The sequence below is a fragment of the Acuticoccus mangrovi genome (genome assembly GCF_016411865.1).
In the GTDB taxonomy this organism is placed as follows: Bacteria; Pseudomonadota; Alphaproteobacteria; order Rhizobiales; family Amorphaceae; genus Acuticoccus; species Acuticoccus mangrovi.
In genome coordinates this window covers 140,179-163,156 of the sequence record NZ_JAEKJA010000001.1, presented here as the reverse complement: position 1 = coordinate 163,156, position 22,978 = coordinate 140,179, and the positions used below count along the sequence as shown (strand labels likewise).

Annotated in this window: 19 protein-coding genes and 1 tRNA gene; 11 read left to right on the top strand and 9 right to left on the bottom strand. The window is 68.4% G+C overall.

Annotated elements, in window-relative coordinates:
- Positions 1-374 precede the first annotated feature (374 nt).
- The 7 genes from JCR33_RS00730 to JCR33_RS00705 all read left to right on the top strand — a co-directional run bounded on the left by JCR33_RS00730 (position 375) and on the right by JCR33_RS00705 (position 8,589).
- Complete coding sequence (locus JCR33_RS00730; protein WP_198880094.1) at positions 375-2,747, top strand: arylsulfatase; 2,373 nt, start codon at positions 375-377, stop codon at positions 2,745-2,747.
- A 941-nt stretch (positions 2,748-3,688) separates the two neighbouring features.
- Complete coding sequence (locus JCR33_RS00725) at positions 3,689-4,654, top strand: nucleoside hydrolase (RefSeq protein WP_198880093.1); 966 nt, start codon at positions 3,689-3,691, stop codon at positions 4,652-4,654.
- Positions 4,651-5,424, top strand: coding sequence for an ABC transporter permease (locus tag JCR33_RS24695; RefSeq protein ID WP_211109985.1), 774 nt, complete (start codon positions 4,651-4,653; stop codon positions 5,422-5,424). Before JCR33_RS00725 ends, JCR33_RS24695 begins: the two co-directional genes overlap by 4 nt.
- Before the next feature lie 49 nt (positions 5,425-5,473).
- Entirely contained in the window at positions 5,474-6,226 is a 753-nt protein-coding gene (locus JCR33_RS00720) for an ABC transporter ATP-binding protein (protein WP_211109984.1), read from the top strand.
- Positions 6,227-6,276: 50 nt separating this feature from the next.
- Positions 6,277-7,077: an ABC transporter permease gene (locus tag JCR33_RS00715; RefSeq protein WP_198880091.1), complete on the top strand. Its 801-nt coding sequence runs from the start codon at positions 6,277-6,279 to the stop codon at positions 7,075-7,077.
- Positions 7,078-7,093: 16 nt separating this feature from the next.
- Positions 7,094-8,161, top strand: a complete 1,068-nt coding sequence (locus JCR33_RS00710) for an ABC transporter substrate-binding protein (RefSeq protein ID WP_198880090.1) — start codon at positions 7,094-7,096, stop codon at positions 8,159-8,161.
- A 351-nt stretch (positions 8,162-8,512) separates the two neighbouring features.
- Positions 8,513-8,589, top strand: a tRNA-Arg gene (locus tag JCR33_RS00705).
- 89 nt (positions 8,590-8,678) lie between these two features.
- On the opposite strand, the gene JCR33_RS00700 is transcribed toward JCR33_RS00705, so the two are convergent.
- Together JCR33_RS00700 and JCR33_RS00695 are read right to left on the bottom strand one after the other, a co-directional pair.
- Positions 8,679-9,812 carry a GGDEF domain-containing protein gene (locus tag JCR33_RS00700; protein ID WP_198880089.1) on the bottom strand — a complete coding sequence of 378 codons (1,134 nt, stop codon included), beginning with the start codon at positions 9,810-9,812 and terminating at the stop codon, positions 8,679-8,681.
- Positions 9,813-9,965: 153 nt separating this feature from the next.
- Positions 9,966-10,865, bottom strand: coding sequence for a LysR family transcriptional regulator (locus JCR33_RS00695; protein WP_198880088.1), 900 nt, complete (start codon positions 10,863-10,865; stop codon positions 9,966-9,968).
- A 98-nt stretch (positions 10,866-10,963) separates the two neighbouring features.
- Between JCR33_RS00695 and JCR33_RS00690 the strand changes: the two genes are divergently transcribed.
- The gene (locus tag JCR33_RS00690) at positions 10,964-11,965 is read left to right on the top strand and encodes a YeiH family protein (protein WP_198880087.1); all 1,002 of its coding nucleotides are present in this window, start codon (positions 10,964-10,966) and stop codon (positions 11,963-11,965) included.
- 18 nt (positions 11,966-11,983) lie between these two features.
- Here JCR33_RS00690 and JCR33_RS00685 read toward each other — a convergent pair whose 3' ends face one another.
- Complete coding sequence (locus JCR33_RS00685; protein ID WP_198880086.1) at positions 11,984-12,517, bottom strand: carboxymuconolactone decarboxylase family protein; 534 nt, start codon at positions 12,515-12,517, stop codon at positions 11,984-11,986.
- 100 nt (positions 12,518-12,617) lie between these two features.
- The gene (locus tag JCR33_RS00680; protein ID WP_198880085.1) at positions 12,618-13,169 is read right to left on the bottom strand and encodes a peroxiredoxin; all 552 of its coding nucleotides are present in this window, start codon (positions 13,167-13,169) and stop codon (positions 12,618-12,620) included.
- A gap of 143 nt (positions 13,170-13,312) precedes the next feature.
- Between JCR33_RS00680 and JCR33_RS00675 the strand changes: the two genes are divergently transcribed.
- Complete coding sequence (locus JCR33_RS00675) at positions 13,313-14,227, top strand: hydrogen peroxide-inducible genes activator (protein ID WP_198880084.1); 915 nt, start codon at positions 13,313-13,315, stop codon at positions 14,225-14,227.
- Here JCR33_RS00675 and JCR33_RS00670 read toward each other — a convergent pair.
- Entirely contained in the window at positions 14,221-15,516 is a 1,296-nt protein-coding gene (locus JCR33_RS00670) for a type I glutamate--ammonia ligase (RefSeq protein WP_211110021.1), read from the bottom strand. The genes JCR33_RS00675 and JCR33_RS00670 overlap by 7 nt on opposite strands.
- Positions 15,516-16,379, bottom strand: a complete 864-nt coding sequence (locus JCR33_RS00665; RefSeq protein WP_198880082.1) for a MurR/RpiR family transcriptional regulator — start codon at positions 16,377-16,379, stop codon at positions 15,516-15,518. Before JCR33_RS00665 ends, JCR33_RS00670 begins: the two co-directional genes overlap by 1 nt.
- Positions 16,380-16,481: 102 nt before the next feature.
- Between JCR33_RS00665 and JCR33_RS00660 the strand changes: the two genes are divergently transcribed.
- Together JCR33_RS00660 and JCR33_RS00655 are read left to right on the top strand one after the other, a co-directional pair.
- On the top strand, positions 16,482-17,270 hold the full coding sequence (locus JCR33_RS00660) for an N-formylglutamate amidohydrolase (RefSeq protein ID WP_198880081.1): 789 nt from the start codon (positions 16,482-16,484) through the stop codon (positions 17,268-17,270).
- Entirely contained in the window at positions 17,267-17,932 is a 666-nt protein-coding gene (locus JCR33_RS00655; protein ID WP_198880080.1) for an isochorismatase family cysteine hydrolase, read from the top strand. The genes JCR33_RS00660 and JCR33_RS00655 overlap by 4 nt, the downstream gene beginning before the upstream one ends.
- A 186-nt stretch (positions 17,933-18,118) precedes the next feature.
- Here the strand turns inward: JCR33_RS00655 and JCR33_RS00650 are convergent, their stop codons facing one another.
- Genes JCR33_RS00650 through JCR33_RS00640 form a run of 3 tightly spaced genes read right to left on the bottom strand, consistent with a single transcriptional unit; the run spans position 18,119 to position 22,909 of the window.
- Positions 18,119-20,041, bottom strand: coding sequence for a hypothetical protein (locus JCR33_RS00650; RefSeq protein WP_198880079.1), 1,923 nt, complete (start codon positions 20,039-20,041; stop codon positions 18,119-18,121).
- Between the two features lie 11 nt (positions 20,042-20,052).
- Positions 20,053-21,054 carry an ABC transporter permease gene (locus JCR33_RS00645; RefSeq protein WP_198880078.1) on the bottom strand — a complete coding sequence of 334 codons (1,002 nt, stop codon included), beginning with the start codon at positions 21,052-21,054 and terminating at the stop codon, positions 20,053-20,055.
- Complete coding sequence (locus JCR33_RS00640; protein ID WP_198880077.1) at positions 21,047-22,909, bottom strand: sugar ABC transporter ATP-binding protein; 1,863 nt, start codon at positions 22,907-22,909, stop codon at positions 21,047-21,049. The genes JCR33_RS00645 and JCR33_RS00640 overlap by 8 nt, the downstream gene beginning before the upstream one ends.
- Positions 22,910-22,978 lie beyond the last annotated feature (69 nt).

Here is a 22,978-nt window from a genome sequence, read left to right as displayed (position 1 = left end):
CCCGCCACAGCCGTTGCAGATCAACGTCTTGGGCGAAATGAGCCGCCCGACCGGCCTGCGTCACTGAGTTAGGCCGGCTCGGAGGCGTTCCGCCCCTGCCACCGTGCGCCCCAATCGCGTCGGCCGGCTGCGGTCCAAAGCGGATCGGCGGTCGCCTCCGGCGGGTCCGTTAAATAGGCAAAGCGGAGGTTCGGGCGCGATCACGCAAAGGTGCTCCAAACCATCGCCCCGCGGCGTCAGGTCAACGCGTCACAGCATAGTTTTGCCGATCTAAGATAGTATTCTCCCCATGCACGGTCGTACCGCGTGTGCCTGGCAAGCGCCGGAACGCCCCGTGTCAATGAGGCCGCTAGGCCCGTATGAAGGGGGGTAGAATGACTGGACGGATTGCATTGGTGTCGGCGCTGGCGCTCTTGGCGGTCGGCGCATCGGGCGGCGTGCACGCTCAATCGAACGCACCGCCGATTGCGGCGCGCGACGGGCAGCCGGTGCTGCCCTATGCGGAGCAGAAGTTCCGCGGGACCATCGGGACAACCTACCTCAATTCCGATCCGCCGCAGTTTCCCGCGCCGGTGGCGGCACCCGAGGGTGCCCCCAACGTGCTCCTCATCCTTCTCGACGATGTCGGGTTCGGCCAGTTCGCCGTCACCGGCGGGGGCGTCCCCTCCCCGGCGATGGACAAGCTCGCCGAGGACGCGCTGCTCTATACCCGCTTCCACACCACGGCGCTCTGCTCGCCGACGCGCGCGGCGCTTCTGACCGGCCGCAACCACAACGTCTCGGGCACCGGCGTCATTACCGAGCTCGCCACAGGCTACGACGGCTACACCGGCATCATCCCCAAGGACACGGCGACCGTCGCCGAGATTCTGCGGCAGAACGGCTATGTCACCGCCTGGATCGGGAAGAACCACAACACGCCGATCTACGAGACCAGCGTCGTCGGCCCCTTCGACCATTGGCCGAACGGCTTGGGGTTCGATTACTTCTACGGCTTCATGGCCGGCGACACGAACCAGCTCCGACCCTATCTCTTCGAGAACCAAACGGCGCTCGGGACACCGGAGCGGGACGACTACTATCTGAGCGTCGATCTGGCGGACAAGACGATCGACTGGCTGAAGGCCCTCGAAGCGATCCAGCCCGACAAGCCATGGTTCGCCTATCTGGCACCCGCCGCGACCCATGCCCCGCACCAAGCCCCGAAGGCGCTGATCGAGAAGTATGCGGGTCGGTTCAGCATGGGGTGGGACGCCTATCGCGAGGAGACCTTTCAGCATCAGAAGGAGCGCGGGATCATTCCGCAGAACGCCACGCTGACGCCGCGTCCGGACAGCTTGCCGGCTTGGGACAGCCTCGACGACGACCAAAAGCGGCTCTACGAGCGGATGATGGAGGCCTTCGCCGCATTCGGCGAGCAGGTGGATGCCGAAGTCGGCCGGGTGCTCGACTACGTCGCGTCGTTGCCCGATGCCGACAACACGCTGATCATCTACATCATCGGCGACAATGGGGCGTCGGCCGAGGGTGGCTTCGACGGGACCTTGAACGAAAACGCCTTCTTCAACGCCTATCTGATGACGGTCGACGACATGCTCTCCCGCATCGACGAGATCGGGACGGAGCTGCACTTCAATCACTTCCCTGCCGGATGGGCCTGGGGGGTGGATAGTCCCTTCCAGTGGACCAAGCAGGTCGCCAGTCATCTCGGCGGCGTGCGCAACCCGATGATCGTCAAGTGGCCGGCCCGCTACGCCGCGCACGGCGAGACGCGCACGCAGTTTCTGCACGTGATCGACATCGCGCCGACGATCCTCGACGCGGCGGGCATCGCCGAGCCGCGCAGCGTCGACGGCACCGCGCAAACCCCGATCCAGGGCACCAGCTTTCTCGGCACTCTCGCCGATCCGGCCGCGGACGAGGTCCGCACCAGCCAATATTTCGAGATGTTCGTGAACCGCGGGATGTACAAGGACGGCTGGTGGGCGGCGTCCCTCGCCTTCGAGCCGTGGGACCCCGTTCGCGGCGACTTCAATCCGCTCGAGGCCGCCTGGGAGCTCTACAACCTCGACGAAGACTTCACCCAGGCGCACGACGTTGCGGCGGACAATCCCGCCAAGCTGGAGGAGCTGAAGGCCCTGTGGTGGGCGGAGGCGTCCAAGAACAAGGCGCTCCCGCTCGACTGGCGCGGCGCCGAGCGGTTCAGTGCCGAGCTTACCGGCAAGCCGAACCTTGCGGGCGATCGCACGCTGTTCACCTATCCGGGCCCGCTCGCCGGCCTGCCCGAAGCGTCCGCCCCCGACCTCAAGAACAAGTCGTTTCGCGTTGTCGCCACCGTGGAGATCGGCGACGCGGCGAGCGGCATGATCTTCACGCAAGGCGGCAATACAGGAGGCTGGGCCTTCTACCTGAAGGACGGCAAGCTGAAGGCGGCCCACAACTATATCGACGTCGAGACCTATCTGGTGGAGAGCGAGGGCACGGTTCCCGCCGGCGCGCGCGAGCTCGCGATGGACTTCACCTACGAGGGCGGAGATCAGATGGGCGGGAGTGGGACCGTGGTTCTCTCCGTCGACGGCGCCGAGGTGGGTCGCGGCGCGATCGCCCGCACGACGCCGTTCAAATACTCGCTCTCCGAGAATCAGGACATCGGGTCGGACACCGGCACGCCGGTCAGCGGCGACTACCGCGCCCCGCTGGTGTTCCAGGGCAAGCTCGATGAAGTCGTCGTCGACTTGACGAACTGAGGAAGCGCCCGGGCGCGGTTCGCCACCCCGCCCGGGCGTCATTGCGCCGTGGCGGCAACCGCCCGACGGCGGCGACCGGCGCCGACTTCGCGTTGGGCCGCTCACCCCTCCCCCGTTGAGACAAGTTCGCTCATTTGGAGCACGCTCAGCGGCGCCGCCGACATCGGCAGCCGGGCCCGGCCCGGCGTCCGGTTCGGGGCCAGGCGTCTCTCGGCCCCTGCAAGGGCGCCCCCTCGAGCGTCGCCGTCGCGGCGTGGGCCGGATTTCGGGGGCGAACGGGCGAGATCGTGCCGCTCACACCGTTCCCACGGGCATCCGCCCGGCAAGCTGCTTCCCCACCCAACCCGCTCTCGACCCGACCTTGGACGCGATAAAATGAGCACATTGCGCGTATTTGTTCGTACTTTTGCCTAACAATTCATCTGTTCTTATTATTGACTAATAGTTGGATATATGATCTCATTTTATGGAATTACTCAATAGATACAACATGATAATAAAGCTCTCCGGCGGCCTGGCGGCGATGCGTCTTACGCCAAGAGCGATGTTCCCTTTCGCGCGACACCTGTCGTCTCAACACATTGATCCGGACAATCAGTCTCGCACGGCACGGACAGGACCTATGCAAAGCGTTGGCATCGTCTGCGATCTCGTCGGCCTTGTCCGTGGTCCCTCCGGGGAGTTCGGCACCTGCTCGCGAGGGTCGATCGCGGATCCCGATGTCGAAGCCGCACCGCCGGCTGGCGGCAGACCGCGCCGGCGCCGCATCGCGTCGTTGGCCCACCGCCGCGCCCTGCAAGCACGCCCATCTCGGCATGGTGAGCCGCCCCTGAGGCCTCTCGCCGGCTCCGACACCGGGACACGCGATCCGCACCACGCCCGGCCGCAGCCCACGACACCGTCACCACTCGGTTCGACACCAGCGGCAAGGCGCTAGACGCATGGAGCCAACCCGTCTCATCATCGACTGCGACCCCGGTGTCGATGACGCATTCGCCCTCGCCCTCGCGATGGCGGCCCCCGAAGCCATCGAGATCCTCGGCATCACCTGCGTTGCCGGCAACCGTGGCCTCGAGCATACCGAGCGCAACACTCGCCGCCTGTGCACCCTCCTCGGTCGCACCGATATTCCGGTCTACCGAGGCTGCCCTCGGCCGATCATGTTTCCCGAGCCGACGGAGACCAAGGTTCACGGCGTCGACGGCTTCGGCGACGTCACCTCGCTTCCCGAGCCGACCTTCGAGGCCGCCCCCGGCCACGCCGTCACCTTCCTCATCGACACGCTGATGCGCGAGCCGTCCGGCTCCGTCACCGTCTGCACCATGGGGCCGATGACGAACCTCGCCGTCGCGATCGTGCAGGAGCCGCGCATCGTGCCGCGCATCAAGGAGCTCGTCTTCATGGGCGGCGCCGCCTTCCGCTCCGCCCGCGTGCGCATCGCCGATCTCAATTTCTACGGCGACCCGCACGCCGCCCACATCGTCGTCACCGCCGGTATCCCGCAGACGATGTTCGGCATCGACGTCACGCTGGAGTGCGACCTCACCGAGGCGGAAGTGGAGCGGCTCGAAGCGGTCGGGTCTCCCGCTTGCCGCATCCTTGCCGAGATGTTCCGCGCCTACGCGGTCGGCGATCGCTGCGTCCACGACATCTGCCCGATCGCCTGGCTGCTCGACCCGACCCTATTTGCCACCGTCGAAGGTCACATCGACGTCGAGCACGGGTCGGTGCTGACACGCGGCATCACCGTCGCGCGCATTCATCCACGCAAGCTCGAGGGGTTCACCCCGAACGCGACCATCGCCACCGAGGTCGAGCGGGATCGCCTCGTCGCCCTGCTCATCACCCGACTCGCGGCGCTTCCGACGGCCGACCCCGCCCCGCCATCCGCCCGGAGGACGGCATGACGCGCTCGCCCCTGATGCGGCAGCTTCTGGCAGCCGTCATCCCGCCGGTTGTGTTCTTCATCCTCGTCCTCGTCGCGTGGGACGTCGTCACCCAGCTCGGCCTCGTCGACCCGCTGATGCTGCCCTCGCCGCGGGACGTCGCGAGCCAGCTCGCCTACGGTCTCGGCAGCGGCATCTACCTGCCGCACATCGTGACGACGCTCACCGAAACGCTCCTCGCCCTTGCGATCGCCATCGTCACCGGCATCACCACCGCGGCGCTCGTCGCCCAGTCTGAAGCGACGCAACGGTTGGCGAACCCCATCCTCATCGCGTTCGAGGCCTTTCCCAAGATCGCGCTCGCGCCGCTTTTCATCACCTGGTTCGGCTACGGGATCGGCTCCAAGGTCGCGCTGGCGGCGGCGATCGCCTACTTCCCCGTCTTGATCGCCACCCTCGCCGGGCTCGCCTCCACGCCGGCGGGTCAGCTCGACGTCTTCACCACCCTCGGAGCGAGCCCGCGCCAGACGCTCCTGTCGCTGCGCATTCCCTACGCCGTTCCCTACATCCTGTCCGGCGTCAACATCGCCGTGATCGCCGCGCTGATCGGCTCGATCGTCGGCGAGTTCGCCGGCGCCAAGGCGGGCCTCGGCACGTTGATCCTCCATGCCAACGAGCTGCTCGCGACCGACCGCGTGTTCTCGATCCTCCTCGTCCTCGCGGTGGTCGGCATCACCCTGCACTTCGCGACCCAGTTCGCCCGGCACAAGCTCGTGTCGTGGTCGCCCTAGTCCCCATCGCGAGAGACAGCCGCCCGCAACCCTCCCAACGGCCCTTATCATGATCACGACCGACGCTCTCACCAAGACCTACGTGACCCGTGGCGGAGAGAGCGTCCTTGCGCTCGACCGCGTCTCGATGGTCATCGGCGACGGCGAGTTCGTGTCCATCGTCGGCCCGTCGGGCTGCGGCAAGACGACGATCCTGCGCATTCTCGCGGGCCTCATTCCGGACTTCGAAGGTCGCGTCGAGGTCGAGAACAGCCCGGTCAAAGGGCCGAGCCCCGCGGTCGCGGTCGCCTTCCAGGACGCCAATCTGTTGCCCTGGCGGACGGTGCTCGACAACATCCTGCTGCCGATCGAGATCCGTCGGCTCGGCAAGGCGAAGTATCGCGCCCGCGCTGCCGAGCTGATCGAGATGGTCGGCCTGACCGGTTTTGAGGGGAAGCTTCCCTCCGAGCTCTCCGGTGGCATGCGCCAGCGCGTGTCGATCGCCCGAGCGCTGATCCAGGACCCGAAGATCCTCCTCCTCGACGAGCCGTTCGGCGCCCTCGACGCCATGACGCGCGACGTCCTCAATCTCGAGCTCAGCCGCATCGCCACCGCCACGGGAAAGACGGTGCTGCTCATCACCCACTCGATCACCGAAGCGGTGTTCCTCAGCGATCGTGTCGTCGTCATGTCGCCCCGGCCCGGCCGGATCACCGAGACGATCGACGTCCACTTCCCCCGGCCGCGCGGGATCGATCTCACCTCCACGGCTGAGTTCGGAAAGTATACCGGAAATATTCGCAAGATCTTGAACTACGTCTAATGCCGCATCGACGGCACACCACACGGACTCGGGGAGGATGACGCGCACCGATGAATGACATCGCATCTCGACGCGGCACGCGGTGGGCGTCTCAGCGCATTCCCGTCCCGAAGACCCTTCTCAGCGTCGTCGGCTGCCTCGTCCTCGCCGCGGTCGTGCTCGAGATCGCGATCCGCGCCGGCGCCATCAGCGCCTATCTGGTGCCGCGCCCGTCGGACGTCCTCGTCGCCTTCGTCGACGGGCTTGCGAGTGGCGTGCTGCTCTATCATGGCGGCATCACGGCCTTCGAAGCCCTGACGGGCTTCGCGATCGCCACGCTGCTGGGCCTCACCCTCGCGGTATTCGTCGCCGAGATCCGCCTGGTGGAGAGCGCGGTCTATCCGTGGATGGTCGCCGTGCAGGCGACGCCCAAGATCGCGCTCGCGCCGCTTCTCATCATCTGGTTCGGCTTCGGCCTCTCGTCGAAGATCGCGGTCGCCACGATCATCTGCCTGTTCCCGGTGATGGTCACCACCATCACCGGGCTCAAGTCCACCAACGCCGGCTTCCTCGACCTCGCCTGCTCGATGGGCGCGAGCCGCTGGCAGATCCTCTGGAAGATCAAGTTCCCCGCGGCTCTGCCCCACGTCTTCGCCGGCCTGTCGCTCGCCTCGGTGTTCGCCTTTACCGGCGCCATCGTCGGCGAGTTCGTGGGCGCCAGCGCCGGGCTCGGTCATCTCGTGATCGACGCCAACTCGAAGATCATGCTTGCCGAAGCTTTTGCCGCCCTGATTGCCGTCGCTCTACTTGGTCTGACGTTCTTCTATGCGATGCAAGCGGCGTCTCATCGCGTTCTGTACTGGAAACACTAAAACACGGAGTGTCATGATGATCACACGTCGCACGTTCGTCGCGGGAAGTCTCGGAGCCGCCTCGCTCACCGGGCTCAAGATGCCCGCTCTCGCGCAGAGCATGACCAAGCTGCGCTTCGGCCCCACCACCACCGCCATCTCCACCGGGCACGCCGCCCACTCGTCCCTGCCGGTCGCGCTCGGCTACTGGGCCGACGAGGGCCTCGACGTCGAAGTCTTCGGTGTCGCCGGCCCCGCCCCGGGGCTGCAGATGATCACCTCCGGCCAGATGGAGTTCGTCACCATCACCGCGGAGGAAATCCTCTACGCCCGCACCAACGGCATGCCGGTGAAGACCGGCTACATGCACTCCCGCCACCCGATCGGCCGCGTCGTCACCCCCAAGTCGGCGAACATCACCAACCTCGCCGACCTCAAGGGCAAGACGATCGGCAGCCCGGTGCTGCAGACCAACGTCTACGCCTCCGGAATCTTCGCCGAGGCCGGCGTCGACCTGAACAAGGACATCGACCTCGTCGCAACCGGAACCGGCGCGCCGGCCGCTCTCGCCCTGCGTCGCGGCGACATCCTCGGCTGGGTTTCGTGGGACACGGCCGTCGCCGGCGTCGAAAATCTCGGGATCGAGTTCGATTATCACTATCCGAGCTACTACGACATGCTGCTCGGCAACTTCGTGACGGGCGCCGAGTCGACGATCGACGCCAACCCCGAGGTCTATGTCAAACTCTGCCGCGGCATCGCCAAAGCGGTTCACTTCGGCCTCACCAATCCCGAGGCGGCCATTCGCATTCACTGGGAGGTCTATCCCCAGACGCGTCCCCAGGGCGGCGGCACTCCGGAGGAGATGGCCGCGGCAAAGCGCGTCTTCATGGCCCGTTTCGACGGCTATGCGCTCCAGGACGGCGAACTCTATGGCGAGGTTCGTCCCGAACAATGGGCGCGCGTGATCTCGGAGATGGCCGGCGCGGGCCTGATCGATGCCGACTATGACATCAGCTTCGCCTTCGACCCATCGTGGCTCGAGGAGATCAACGCCTTCGACCGCGAGGAAGTCGCCGCGCAGGCCCGCAACTGGGCACCGTGAGCGCGACGGCCGCCAACCCGTCGTCGCCCGCAAGCCGCCCCCGGCTCTGAGAGGACACTCCCGCCGGCCTCATCGAGACAGAGCCCGTCGCACGCGATGAGGCCATTCTTCATGGCCTCCAGCGACCCGTAGCGCCCGGCTCCCCGGGCCGGCGCGAGGCCGCGCGGGATCACCGCGACGGCAGGTCGCCGGCGATGGTCGAACGCTGCACGCGCGGCGCCGATGAGCGCCGTCTTGCCGCCGCCTCGATCGACATGCTACCGGACATGGTGCGAACATCGAGTGCCAAACCGGCACGGGACCTGCCGAACCGTGCCAGGTCGAGGCCAGAAACGCCTTGAGAATCAATGTGGCCCCGTAGCTCAGCCGGATAGAGCAACGGACTTCTAATCCGTAGGTCGTAGGTTCGAATCCTACCGGGGTCGCCATTCCTGCCGGGACCATCGTGTAGCGCAGCCCGCCCGCTGTGACCCGTCCGCTCGGGCGAGGCCGCTACGCCCATGGGTCGGGCGGCGTCTCAGCTCTTCGGTTGCGCCATGGCGATGGCGGCGCCCATGCCGATCGAAGTCGATGTCGCCCCCCTCGCCCGGCCGACCGGCTCGCCACCCCCCTCCTTCGCGACGATGACGCGATTGCGGCCACCCCGCTTGGCGTCGTAGAGGGCCGTGTCGGCGCTCGATAGCAGCTCCTGCACGTTTTCCCGATGCGCCGTCGACAGGCTCACGCCGACGCTGATCGTGAAGCCGATCGTCGTCCCGTCCACCACCACCCTCTCCCGCTCGACGTTGCGGCGCAGCCGCTCCGCCATCACCGCGGCGTCGCGCGGGTCGGTGTTGGGCACGAGAATGGCGAACTCCTCGCCACCGATGCGCGCCGGAACGTCGGTCGCCCGCCCCACGTCGCGCATCAGCGTGGCAAGGCGACGGATCACATCGTCGCCCGCCGGATGACCGAAGCGATCGTTGATGCTTTTGAAGCTGTCGATGTCCACCATCATGATGCTGAAGGGATGATGATAGCGGCACCAGCGCTGCCACTCGGCCTCGAGCTGGCGATAGAAGGCGCGCCGATTGGCGAGCCCGCTCAATTCGTCGACGAACGCCAGGCGCCGCACTTCCGTCTCGGCCGCCGTCCGCTTCTGCTCGTTGAGCATCAGCCAGCCGAGGAACACGATGCTGACCGCCCGCACCACGCCGAGCGGCAGGAAGGCCTCCTTGAAGAGGTCGCGCGCCATATCCATCGGCAACAGGAAGATGGTCACAGACAGGATCGGCGAAAGGCCTGCGAGGAGCAAGAGACATCCGAGGCCGATCGGCCGCCCGCGCCTCAGATAGACGAACCGCACCGCAGAGCCGACGACCGCCGCCATTACCATGCCCGCAATGCCGGGCGTCGCGCCGATGCCGCCGAGGTGAAAGCGGAACGCCGCCGAAATCCCGCAGGAGATCACCGCGGCGACCGGCCCGCCGAAGAGACCGCTCAGAAGGAGGGGTGTCGTTCGCGCGTCAACGAGCACGCCCGGCGCGACTTCGGAAGGGTCGAGCATGGCGAGCACCGCCGCCCCGCCCAGCAGGACCCCCAGTGCCACCTGCGCCGCGGAGCCACTCAGACGGACGACGGTCAACCCGTAGAGGAGGGCGACAAACGCCATCACGCCTACGCTCTGAAGCAGTGATAGACCGAGTGCGACCATCCCAAACCCATACTGTGTGCCCGGCAGTGCGACGCTAGAAGCGCGGCCCCACGGGCGGCAGCAGCAATATGTTCTTATTTTAGAAATGATGTAAGGCCAGCGAGAATATCGTCACACCGAGTGGCATGATGGCGCAGCGCAGATCTCCGCCAGGCGGCGGACGGCGGGCGACATGTGGCGCTCGCGGTGCCGCAGCAGCGTGAAGTGCCGTGGCGGCAGCGGCAGGCGCAGGGCCGCGAGCGCTCCCGACGCCAGAAACGGCGCCACCACGGCCTTCGACAGGGCCGCCGCACAGCCGCCCATCCGCACCGCCGTCAGCACCGCCTCGTTGGACGGCAGCTCCATCGCCACCGGCAGCACCGCCGGATCGATGCCGAGATTGCGCAGCCCCGCCTCGAACTCCGAGCGCGTGCCGGAACCCGCCTCGCGCACCGCCCAGCGGATCGTAGACAGCATCTGCGCATCGAGCGGCTCGTCCCTGCGGGCGAGCGCATGGTCGGACGGCGCGACCACCACGATCACGTCCTCCCCCACCTTCTCCTGCGACAGCGCCGGCTCGTCGATGGTGCCCTCGATCACCCCGAGCTCGGCACGCCCCTCGAGTACCGCATCGGTCACGGTGCGCGTGTTGCCGATGGTGAGGCGGAGCTCGATCGTCGGATGGCGCTCGTGAAAATCCATCAGGCGAGGCGGCAGCCAGTAGTTGGCGATGGTCTGGCTCGCGTGGAGATCGACGGCGCCGCGCGACAGGCCGCCGAGCTCGCCGAGCACCATTTCCGCCGCCCGCACCCGCGCCAGCGTCTCGCGCGCCTCGGGGAGGAAGGCGCGCCCCTCCCCCGTCAGCTCGATGCGACGCCCGACCCTCTCGAAAAGCCGCACCCCGTAATAGGCCTCCAGCGTCTTGATCGACGCGCTCACCGCCGACGGCGTCAGGCGCAGCGCCCTCGCAGCCCGCGTGAGGTGCTCGCGCTCGGCCACGGCGACGAAGATGGTGAGCTGCTCGAGGGTCATCGATCCATCCAATTCAACCGAACGGATCATACGATACAATTCGATGGATATGAACGATCGAACCCGTCATCTCTCCGTCATCGTCTGGAGAGAGGCTTATGTTGCGCCGCCGCATCCATACCATCGGGCCGGGTCTGATCTTGACCGGCGCCGTCTCGGGCCTCGCTCTCCTTCTCGGACATCTCCAGGCCATGCTCTTCGGGCGCGTCGTGGTGGACGGGCTGGTGCTCGCGATCCTCATCGGCACGCTGGTGCACACGCTGGTGGGGCTCGGACCCCGCTTCCATCCCGGCGTGCGCTTTTCGGCGAAGACGCTGCTCGAGATCGCCATCGTGCTCCTCGGCGCCTCGATCAGCGTCGCGGCGATCCGGGAGACCGGCGTCGCGATGGCGGCGACCGTCGCCGTGGTCGTCGTCGCGGCGATCGGGGTGAGCTACGCGATCAGCCGCGGTCTGGGCCTCGCCCCCTGCCTTGCCGCGCTCGTCGCCTGCGGCAATTCCATCTGCGGCAACTCCGCCATCGTGGCGGCGGCGCCGGTCATCGACGCGAGCGAGGAGGACGTCGCCTCCGCCATCGCCTTCACGGCGGCGCTCGGCATCCTCGTCGTCACGCTGCTGCCCGCGCTCGCCGCGCTCGGGCTGGAGGAGCGGCGCTACGGGATCATGGTGGGGATGACCGTCTATGCGGTGCCGCAGGTGCTCGCGGCGACGGTGCCGGTGGGCGTCCTCAGCACTCAGATCGGCACCATCGTGAAGCTGATGCGGGTGATGATGCTGGGGCCCGTGGTGCTCGCCCTCGGCCTCGGCTGGCGTCGGGGCGGGCCGCGGCCGCCGCTCTCGCGCCTGGTGCCGTGGTTCGTGCTGGGCTTCCTCGGCCTGATCGTCGCCCGCTCGGTCGGGCTCGTGCCCGACGCGGCGGTGGGGCCGCTCGACACCACCTCGCGCGTCCTCACCACCCTCGCGATGGCCGCGCTCGGGCTCACGGTGAACCTCAAGGGGGTCCTCGCCGCCGGTGGGCGGGTGCTCGCGGCGGGGGCGCTGTCGATCCTCGCCCTCGCCACGATGGCGGCCGTCGCGCTGACGGTCCTGCCGACCGCCTGAGCGTCCCGCGTTCGCCGATCAGGCGGCGACTTCGGCCTCGGCCTCCAGCGCGATCGCCGCGGACTGGATGATCGCGGCGTAGCGCACCGCGGTCTGGATCGTCTCGTTGGAGACGTTCGCGTGCCGCAGCACGTCCTCGTGGGCGTTGATGCACTTGCCGCAGCCGTTGATCGCCGACACGGCGAGCGACCACAGCTCGAACACCGTCTTGTCGACGCCCGGCTTGCCGATCACGCTCATGCGCAGCTTGGCCGGCATGTTCGCGAATTCCTTGTTCCCCGACAGGTGGGTGAACCGATAGTAGATGTTGTTCATCCCCATGATGGCGGCCGCGGCCTTGGCTGCGTTCATCGTCGTCTCGTCGATGTGGGGCTTGGCTTCGTCGATCATCGCCTGGCGCACGGCGGCGTTGCGGCTCGCAATGCCGCAGGCAACCATCAGGCCGTACTTCTCCACCGGCGACAGCGAGTCGTCGCTCGCCATGGAGGAAAGGTTGAGGCGGACGTCTTTGGCGAAGTCGGGGATCGCCGCCTTCAAGGTGTCGATGGACATCGGTGTCTCTCTCGAATGTGCGGGCGTCATGACGCAGATGGGCGGCCCGCGCGACACGCGGACCGCCCCTGTCTCGATGAAGCCGGTAGCCTCGCGCGGATCAGGCCGCGAGCGTCAGGCCGCCGACCTCGCGGTTGCAGGGGCAGAGCTCGTCGGTCTGCAGCGCGTCGAGAACGCGCAGCGTGTCCTTCGGGGCGCGGCCCACGTTGAGGTTGGTGGCGTAGACGTGCTGGATCACGTTGTCCGGGTCGACGACGAAGGTGTAGCGGAAGGCCACGCCGTCGGGCGAGCGGACGCCGAGGCCGTCGACGAGCGAGCCGTTGGTGTCGGCGAACGACCAGATCGGCAGCTTGTCGAGGTCGGGGTGCGACCGGCGCCAGGCGAGCTTCACGAACTCGTTGTCGGTGGAACCGCCCATGACGACCGCGTCACGATCCTCGAACTCACCGTTCAGACGCGCAAACTCGGCGATCTCCGTCGGGCACACGAAGGTGAAGTCCTTCGGGTAGAAGAAGATGATCTTCCACTTTCCCTCGAAGCTCTTGTCGGTGATTTCCTGGAAGGCGGACTCACCATTCTCTTCATGGTTGTTGAAGCCGGGCTTCACGCCGGTGACCGTGAATTCAGGCAGGGTATCGCCGATGCCGAGCATGGAATCCTCTTGATGGTTGAATGCGATAGGGACCAGGGCGCGACTCTGGAGCCGCGCTGTGCTCCGAGTTAACGAGCGATGTTGCATCGCGTCAAACCGATAATATCAAATGCTCTGATCGGCTTTTCCGATAGGGTCCCGAAATGATCAATTTGAACATCCGCCACCTCTACTATTTCATCATTCTGGTCGAATCGGGGTCATTCTCGAAGGCGGCTGCACACATCGGCATCGGTCAGTCGACCCTGAGTGGCGCGATTCAAGGCCTCGAAGCGACCATCGGCGGACCGCTTCTCGACCGCACCGGGCGCGAATTGGTGCTTCTTCCGCTCGGCGAGGCGGTGTTGCGGCGGGCCCGCGACATCATGGCTCAGATCGGCGAGCTGCCGGACCTCGCCGCCCGCTCCGCCCGCCCCCTCTCCTCGCGCCTGCGGCTCGGCCTGATCCCGTCGATCGCGCCCTTCCTGCTGCCGCGCATGCTGAAGAGCCTCAAGCGCGCCTTCCCCGAGCTCGACCTCTATGTACGCGAGGGCATGACCCACACCCTCCTCAGCGAGGTGCGCACCGGCCGGCTCGACGTCGCCCTCATCGCCGACATCAACGGGGCGGAGGATTTCGACATCGCCGAGATCGGGCGCGACCCGCTTCTCTTGGTCGTGCCTACCGATCACCCCCTCGCCGGTCGCAACGCGGCGGGACCGGAGGACATCGAGGGCGAGCAGCTCCTCCTGCTCGACAAGGGCCACTGCCTGCGCCAGCACGTGCTCACCGCCGTCGGCGCCGACCACGTGACGGAGGCGGCGGCGGTCAGCGCCTTCACCATCCCGACGCTGATGCACATGGTGGAGGCGCACATCGGCATCACCCTGATCCCCGAGGTCGCGGTGCGGGCGGGGGCGGCGAGCCAGTCCGACGTGCGCACGGTGCGCTTCGATTCCCCGCACGCCTGGCGCACCCTGGGGCTCGCCTCGCGCCCCCGCGCCGCCCGCTCCGCCGATTTCGACGCCCTCGCCGAGCACCTGCGCGCGGAGGGGCTGATCGGCATCGGGCCTCAGTAGACGCGATCGTAGGCGGCGTGGAGGGCTTCGGCGTCGAGCCCCTCGACGTGGGCGATCTCACCGCGCTTGTGGGCGAGGTAGATCGGCACGAACTCCGGCGCGAACCAGCCGCGCACCGTGGCGCAGCCCTCGAGGCGATCGAGCGCCGCCGCAAGGCTCGTCGGCAGCCGGACCAGACCGCGCGCGGCGAGCGAATCGGACGTGGCGGCGGCAAGGTCCTCCTCGGTCGCCGCCGGTGCCTCGAGCCCCTCCTCGATCCCCTGCACGCCCGCGTGCACGATCGCCGCGAGCGCGAGGTGGGGAGCCGCGGCGCAGTCGCCGGCGCGGAATTCGGCGTGAAACTGGCGGGCGATCCGGTCGGGCTCCGTCGTCGCGACCGGACAGATGCGCACCGCCGCCTCCCGGTCGCGAAAGCCGAGATTGTTGTAGGCCGCGCTCCAGCGATGCGGCGTCAGGCGCTGATAGGAGATCACCGAGGGCGCGGTGAAGGCGACGATGCGGTCGAGATATTTAAGGATTCCGGCGATGAAGGCGCCGAACACCGCCGACATCCCGTGCCGCCCGGCGGGATCGTAGTTCACCGACTTGCCGTCCGCATCGAGCAGGGTGAAGTGGATGTGCGCGCCGTTGCCCACCGAGGCGGGGTCGCGGATGGGGGTGAAGGTGGCGCGGTCGCCCTTGCGCGCCGCGAGCGCCTGGGTCAGCTCGCGCACGATGGTCGCGGCGTCGGCGATCCGCACGCCCCGCTCCGGCCCCACCGTCACCTCGAACTGGTTGGGGCCGTACTCCTTCATGATGGTGTCCGGCGTCAGCCTGGCGGCACCGATCGCGGCCATCAGCTCCTCGCAGAAGTCCGCCTCGGCCCGAAAGCCGGCAAGCGAGTAGCCGCCCGTCGGCAACGGCGGCTCGTTGGTGAGCTGGAATTCGTGCTCGAAGGCGCCCATCAGCGTCACCCCCGCGACGCGCTGCAGCCGCTCCAGCGCCCCCTTCAGGATCGAGCGCGTGCAGCAGCTCCAGGGCGCGCCCTCGAGAGTGGTGATGTCGGCGATCATGAAACGCTCGGCGGCCCGGTCGTCGACGGGGCAGAGCTCCACCCGCGTCTCGGGATCAGGCACCAGCAAGAGGTCGCCGAGCGCGCCGAACGGGCTCGGCGCGATGGCGTCGAAGCAGGTGATCTGCACGTTGGTGGGTGTCCACCCCACCGTGCCGCGACGTCCCCCCTCGAAGTCACCGGCCGGGAAGGCCTTGCCGCGGGTGCGCCCGGCGATGTCATGGATGGCAACGAACATCAACGGCTCGCGCATTCGGCGTCCTCCTCGATCCTCAGCGCATCCCACTCCCGAATGCGCGTATCGGTGATCGTCCAATCGTCCTCGCCGATCCAGGCGATCAGCGCCTCGAACAGCGCCACGACGGGCGCATAGGTGTCCCAGGCGGTGCCGCTCTCGGTGCCGATGGCGATCACCTCGTTGGCGTGGCGTGCGGCGGGGGAGAGCCAGCGATCGGTCACCACCACGACCGTTGCCCCCTCCTCGCGCGCCTTGGCGGCAAGCGCCACGAAACGCGGCTGATAGCGCCGCACGTCGAGGATGACGAAGACGTCGCGGGGGCGAGCGTCGAGAAGATGCTGCGGCCACGTCTCCGGGTCGCTCGCCATGTGGACGACGCCCGGTCGGATCCGCGCCAGATGGCGGGCGAAGAGACCGGCCACCGTGTCGGTGACGCGCCCGCCGATGAGGTGGACCGTGCGCCGCCGATCGGCGAGGAGATCGGCGACGCGCTCGAACGCGGCTTCCGGCACGGCCTCGGCAGCCGCCGCGACGCCGTGGGCGACGCGCGTCAGATAGGCGCCGAGGAAGCCGTTCCGCCGCAGTCCGACATCGCCCCTCAGGTCCGCCGGCGAGAGGCGGCCGTCGCGCAGCTCCTGGATGAGATGGCGTTGGAAGTCGGCGTAGCCGGCGCAGTCGAGCTTGTGGACGAAGCGGCTGATCGAGGCCGGCGACACGCCGGTGCGCTCGCCGAGCCGCTGGATCGTCTCGAGGCCCGCGTAGGGATAGTCGCGCAACAGCGCCGCCGCGAGCTTGCGCTCCGCCTGGGTGAGGCTGTCGGCAAGGGCGCCGATGCGGTCGCGGATGATGAGTGTGTCGGCCACACGGGCGATCGTCGCCTTATGAAAAATATCCGTCAAGCAACCTTCAGGATTTGACAGTGAAAAGAATGGACCGCACTCTCGGCGGAGATTGACGAGGCGACGATGGCCGCGAGCGCTCCCCTCTTGCCGAGGGCGGAGGATGCTCCGCTCCTCTCACCCGGCGACCCTCTGCCGGTGGAGGTCGTGCGGCCAGACGCACCGAACACAGTTCTCCTCACCTGCGAGCACGCCGGTCTCGCCATCCCCTCCTGCCTCGGCGATCTCGGCGTCGCGGACGCCGACCTTCGCGACCACGTGGGGTGGGACATCGGCGCGGCACAGGTGTGCCGGCGCATGGCCCGGCGGCTCGACGCGGCGGCGGTGCTCCAGCCCTATAGCCGCCTCGTGGTCGACTGCAATCGGCCGCCTGAAGCCGTCGATTTCGTCCCCGCCCTCTCCCACGGCGTGGCGGTGCCGGCGAACGAGGGAATCAGCGGACGCGACCGGGCCCGCCGGCTCGAGATCTTCGTGCCCTACCAGTCGGAGATTTCATGCCGCATCGCGCGGCCGAGGGTGCGCATCGCGCTGTCGATCCACAGCTTCACCCCGGTGCTCTCCCGGCGGACCCGCCCGTGGGACGTCGGCTTCCTCTTCCGCAAGGACACGGCGACGTCGGCCTATCTCGCCGAGACCCTCGCCGCCCTCGCCCCGGGAGCCACCATCGGCCTCAACGAGCCCTATTCGATCGACGACGCCTCCGACTGGTTCGTCCCGCGCCATGGCGAGCCCTCGGGGGTGCCCCACGCCCTCGTCGAGATCCGCAACGACCACCTGCGCAAGCCCGAAGGCTGTGCCCTTTGGGCCGACCTTCTGGCAGAATGCGTGATCTGCTTCCTGGAGACCCGAAGATGACGCTCACCCGTGAGGTTCCCCTCGTCCCGCACCAGTCGGCGCTCCTCTTCATCGACGTGCAGAACTTTTCCACCAAGCGGGAAGGCGGCGAGTTCGCCCACCTGCCGGACGCCGAGTTCGAGGCGACGCACCGCCCCTTCATCGACCGCATCCATGCCGAGACGATCCCCAATATGCAGCGCCTCCAGGCGGCCTGCCGGGCCGCCGGCATCGAGGTGATGTACACCAACATCGAAAGCCTCACGAAGGACGGGCGCGACCGCAGCCTCGACTACAAGATCACCGGCTTCCACGTGCCGAAGGGCTCATGGGACGCGCAGACCATCGACGAGATCGCCCCGGGCGAGGACGAGATGGTGTTTCCCAAGACCTCCTCGTCGGTCTTCGTCTCCACCCACATCGACTACATCCTGCGCAATCTCGGCGTGAAGCAGCTGGTGCTGTCGGGCCTTCTCACCGACCAGTGCGTCGAGAGCGCGATACGCGACGCCTGCGACCTCGGCTATCTCGTGACCCAGGTGACCGACGCCTGCGCCACCATCACGCCGGAGCGTCAGGAAAACTCGCTGCGCGCCATCAAGGGCTATTGCCGCCAGCTCACCACCGACGCCCTCCTCGCCGAGCTCGCCGCCCTCACCCCCGCCGCCGAAGCCGCGGAGTAGAGGTCGGAATCTCCCGCCCTCATCGCGCCAAGAAGCCTCTTTTCCCTCCCCACGACGCGGCGATTCTCCTCTCCTCCGCGACGACGCGGATGCTCTCGTCTACCCCGCGACGACGCGGGCACTCTCCTCTACCCCGCGACGACGCGGGCACTCTCCTCTACCCCGCGACGACGCGGGCACTCTCCTCTACCCCGCGACGACGCGGGCGATGGCGTAGGGCTCGAGGCGCAGTTTGCGGCCGCCGGTGAGAAGGAGGAGGCGGTCGAGATAGGCGGGGTCCGTGCTCGCCTCGACGAAGCTCTCCTCGTCGAGCACCGCGGCATGGCCTGAGAAGGGCAAGGCGACCGTCACCGTCTCGGGCGTGAGGTTCGCCACCAGGAGCTCGCGCGCCGCTTCGTCGCCCGCCGCCACCGCCTGGATCCGGTTCGGCGCGCCGAGGGCGAGCGCGTGGGTGTTGCGGCCGGCAAGCCCCGCGAGCGCCCGCACCGCGTGGTAGATCGGATAAAGGCTGCCCGCGCTATGGAAGGGCACGTCGCCACCGCCGTGGACGAGCCCGCGCTCGCCCGTCGTGCCGCCGAAAGTCAGCGCCACGGCGCCGCCGGCGGCAAGGCGGGCGGCGTGGCCGATCGCCCAGGCCGCCCCCATCAGCCCGCGCTGGCGCGGGTCGGCGGCGTTCATCGCCTGACGGATGTTGTCGGGGTTCTCCATCGGCGCGGCGCCGTAGGGGTTGAGGCGCATGCCGATGGCGCTCGGGCCGACGGCGACGGGCGTGCCCTTGGCGATCGCCGCCGCCGACGCCGCGACGGCGGAGAGGGCTTCGAGATTTTCCATCACCGTCACGTCGTCCCCGGCGTGGACGAGGGCGGAGGTGGTGAAGGAGACGAGATCGAGCCCTTCCGTCGGCGGCCGCTTGCGGTTGAGTTCGGTGAAGAAGGCGAACATGCCGCCGCCGATCCGGGCGCCGGGAAAGGCGGCACGGGTCGCAGCGTAGAGGGCGGCGGCATCGGGTGCGGCCGGCCATGGGCTGCCGGGGAGCGTGCCTTTCATGTCCGCCGCGGGCGAGACGAGCACCGTGGTGAACGGATCGCCGAGCGCTGCCACCCGCTCGCCGAGCGCCTTCACCTCGGCGGCGAAGTCGTCGACGTCGACCACCACCGCCTCGAGCCAGGCCTCCGCCCCCATCGCCGCCACGAGGCGGGCGGCTTCGGCAAGACTTTCCGCGTCGTCGCCGCGGCGCGGATCGTGGTGGCACACGACATGGCAGAGGCCGAGCGCCGCGAGCGGCTCGACATGGGTCGCCGTCGCGGCATGCTCCTCGCTCGCGAGCCCCGTCCCGACCGCCGGGAAGGGATGGCCGACGCCGCCGAGAAGGATGTCGGCCGCCACCCCACCCGCGTCCGCCGCCGCTTCGCCCGAGACGCTGACGGTGACCTGCTGGCGAAGGGTCTCGCCCCGCTTCAGCGTGTAGGGCCAGGGGAGTGCCAGCGGTCTGACGTAGGTCTTGTAGGACGCGTCGGTCCAGTTGCGCTGGTCCTCCATCTCGTAGGTGTCACCCTCCATGCGGCACTCCACGAGGAGACCCGCGGCGGGGCGATGGGTGAGCGCGCGCAACTCCATCATCGGCTGATAGGGATCGACAAGCTCGGGAAAGCGCCCCTCCTCCACGCGGCCGTCGACGCGCTCGATGGTGACGGGCGCCCCCGCCACCCCGTCGATCGGATGGAGCACCACGAAGCCGGTGCGGTTGGTGGAGAAGTCGGTGACGCCCTCCCCCTCGCCCGCGAAGCGGATCGCCTCGGGCGTACCCTCGATGCGGGCGCGATAGGCGAAGGTCTGGGTGCCGTCGCCGGCCTCGGCGCTGTAGGTCACGGTGAAGCCCGTCGCGCTCTCCCGCACGTCGAGGTCGCGGATCACCGGGTTGTAGGTGCCCCAGTCGGGATCGCGCACGATGAAGCTGACGGCGCGGATCAGCTCGACGCCGCCATAGCGGATGTGACGCAGATTGCCGGCGTCGAGCTCCGCGGTGAGCGGTCCGGCCCTGAGGAGACGCGGCGCGGCGGCGGGCTCCTCGGTGCCGGTGAGGATGACGGCGGTCGATGGCGTGGACATTCTCGGCCCCCTCAGCGTGCCGCGCGGGTGGAGACGAGCCGCTCCACCAGCAACGCGAAGATGATGATCCCGCCGATCGCCGAGCCCTGCCAGAAGGGCGAGACGCCGAGGAGGTTCAGCCCGTTGCGGATCATCACCATGATCAGGACGCCGATCAGCGTGCCGATGATCGAGCCGCGCCCGCCATAAAGGCTCGCCCCGCCGATCACAACGGCGGCGATGGCGTCGAGCTCCATCAGGTTGCCCGCGAGCGGATCGGCCGACAGGAGCTGGGCGATGGAGAAGGTGATGGCGACCGCCGCGAAGGCGCCCGAGATCACGTAGGGCAGCACCGAATAGAAGAGGACGTTGAGGCCCGCCGCCCGTGCCGCCTCGCGGTTGGAGCCGACGGCGTAGATCGTCCGCCCGCCCTTCGTGTAGGTGAGGTAGAGGAAGGCGAGGAGATACATCGCGGCGAGGAAGATGACGTTCGTCGGCACCCCGAGCACCGTCGTGTAGACGATGTTGGAAAGGTCCGACGGGATGCTCGAGATCGCCGTCTGGCCGGACAGGATGTAGGAGAGGCTCCGGCCGATCGCCATCACGCCGAGCGTCACCACGAAGGCGGCGAGGCCGAAATAGCCGACGAGGATGCCGGAGAAGAGGCCGATCAGCCCGCCCACCCCGACGGCGCCGAGGATCGCGAGCGGGATCGGCACCTCCTTGAGGAGGAGGCCGAGCACGATGCCGGTGAGGCCCGCCACCGAGCCCACCGACAGATCGATGCCGCCGGTCAGGATGACGAACGTCATGCCGATGGCGACGAGGCCGATCACCACCGACTGGTCGAGGATGTTGAAGACGTTCGTCCAGGTGAGGAAGTAGGGCGACATCACCGACAGCGCCGCGGCGATGATCAGCGCCAGGACCAGCATGCGCACCTCGAGCCGCCGCGCGAGGCGGCCGCCCATGCCGGCGATCGGCCCCGCCGGCCGTCGCTCCATCCGCGCGTCGGCGATCGTGTGGTCAGCCATGATAAGCCTCAATGCGTGCGGTGATCGTCTCGGCCGGCGGCGTCTCACCGCGCACGGTGAGGCCGACCCAGCCGAGGTCGTGGTTGCGTCGATTGCGGATCGGGACGAGGAGGGTCGCAAGGCCCCCGTCGTCGGCGGTGAAGCTCGCCTCGCGCGCGGCGAGCCCGTTCGGAATGCGCGTCTTCTCTAGCCGCCTCACCTCGCCGGGGGCAAAGCCCGGCGAGGCCGCCTCCCCCGCCACCACGGCGTTGAGGCAGATCAGCTCGTCGCCGTCGATCAGCGCCCAGAAGGCGGCGCCGCCGGAGCGCGCCGCAAGGTCCTCCAGAAGCTCGGTGTTCTTCTGCATGGAGGTGCGCGGGGCGGCGAGCAGCGTCAGCTTCTCCTCGTCGAGCGCGGCGCTCGGCAGGTCGGCCACCGTCATCCCGTCGCTCATCACCACGATGCGGGTGGACACGCCCAACAGCTCCTCGAAGTCGGAGGAGATGACGACCACGGCGACCCCCTCGTCGGCGATCTGGCGCAGGATCGCGTAGATCGCCTGGCGGGTGCCGATGTCGACGCCCTTGGTGGGCTCGTCGAGGATCAGCACCTCGGGGTCGAGCAGCAGCCAGCGGGCGATGACGATCTTCTGCTGCATGCCGCCGGAGAAGTTCAGCATCGAGGCGTCGGCGAGGCGATGGGAGGGCAGGTCGAGGCGGGCCATCAGCTCCTCGACGCGGGCGGCGCGGCGGGCATAGCCGCGGCCGAAGCCCTGGTGGTCGCCGAGATGGGCGAGGAGGAGATTTTCCTTCACCGAGAGGTCGGGCACGATGTTCTGGCGCCGCCGGTCCTCCGGCACGAAGCCCACCTTGGCCCGCACCCATTGGCGGGGATGGCGGTAGTTGACCGGCCGGCCGTTGAGGGTCAGCGTGCCGGCGGCGCGCGGGCGCAGGCCGAAGATCGCCTCCGCGCTCTCCGACCGCCCGGCGCCGACGAGGCCGCCGAGGCCGAGGATCTCGCCCTTGCGCACGGCGAAGGAGACGTCGCGCACCGCCGGCGGCGCGGCGAGGCCGGCGACGGAGAACACCACCGGCCCGGCCGCCGCCTCGCCGAGGCCGGGGGTGGCGTAGATGGCGCCGATCTCGCGCCCCACCATGTGGCGGATGATGTCGGCCTGGGTCAGCTCGGTGGTGTCGATCGGGCCGGCCACCGTGCGCCCCTCCCGCATGATCGTCACGCGGTCGGTGACGGCGAACACCTCCTCCAGCCGATGGGACACGAAGATCAGCGAGCGGCCGGAGGCTTTGAGGCGCGCCATCACGTCGAACAGCATCTCCACCTCGCCGGGGCTCAGCGAGGCGGTCGGCTCGTCGAAGATGATCACGTCGGCATCGAGGGCGAGCGCCTTGGCGATCTCCACGAGCTGCCGCTCGGCGGCCGACAGGCGCGCCACCTCGCGCGACAGGTCGAGCACGTGCTCGCGCCCGAGATCGGCGAGGATCGCTCCCGCCCGCCGGCGCATCGACCCGTAGGAGAGGCGGCCGGGGCGGCCGAGCTCGGGCAGGAAGATGTTTTCGAGCACCGAGAGGTCGGGCGCGAGCGAGGTCTCCTGCATCACGATGGCGATGCCGGCCTCCAGTGCCTCGCGGGTGGAGCGTAGCTGCAGCGGCGCCCCCTTGTAGGTGACGGCGCCCGCATCGAGCCGCACGTGGCCGGAGATGACCTTCGACAGCGTCGACTTGCCGGCGCCGTTGGCGCCGAGCAGGGCGTGGATCTCGCCTTCCCGCAGCGAGAAGGACGCGCCGTCGAGGGCGCGGGTGCGGTCGAAGGTCTTCTCGGCCCGCTCGACCGTCAGGATGGAGGCGTCTTCGCTCATCGGCGTTCCCGTGCACGCGGAGGGAGCAGCGCCGGGATCGCCGGCGCCGCAATCGAGGTGGAAAGGCGG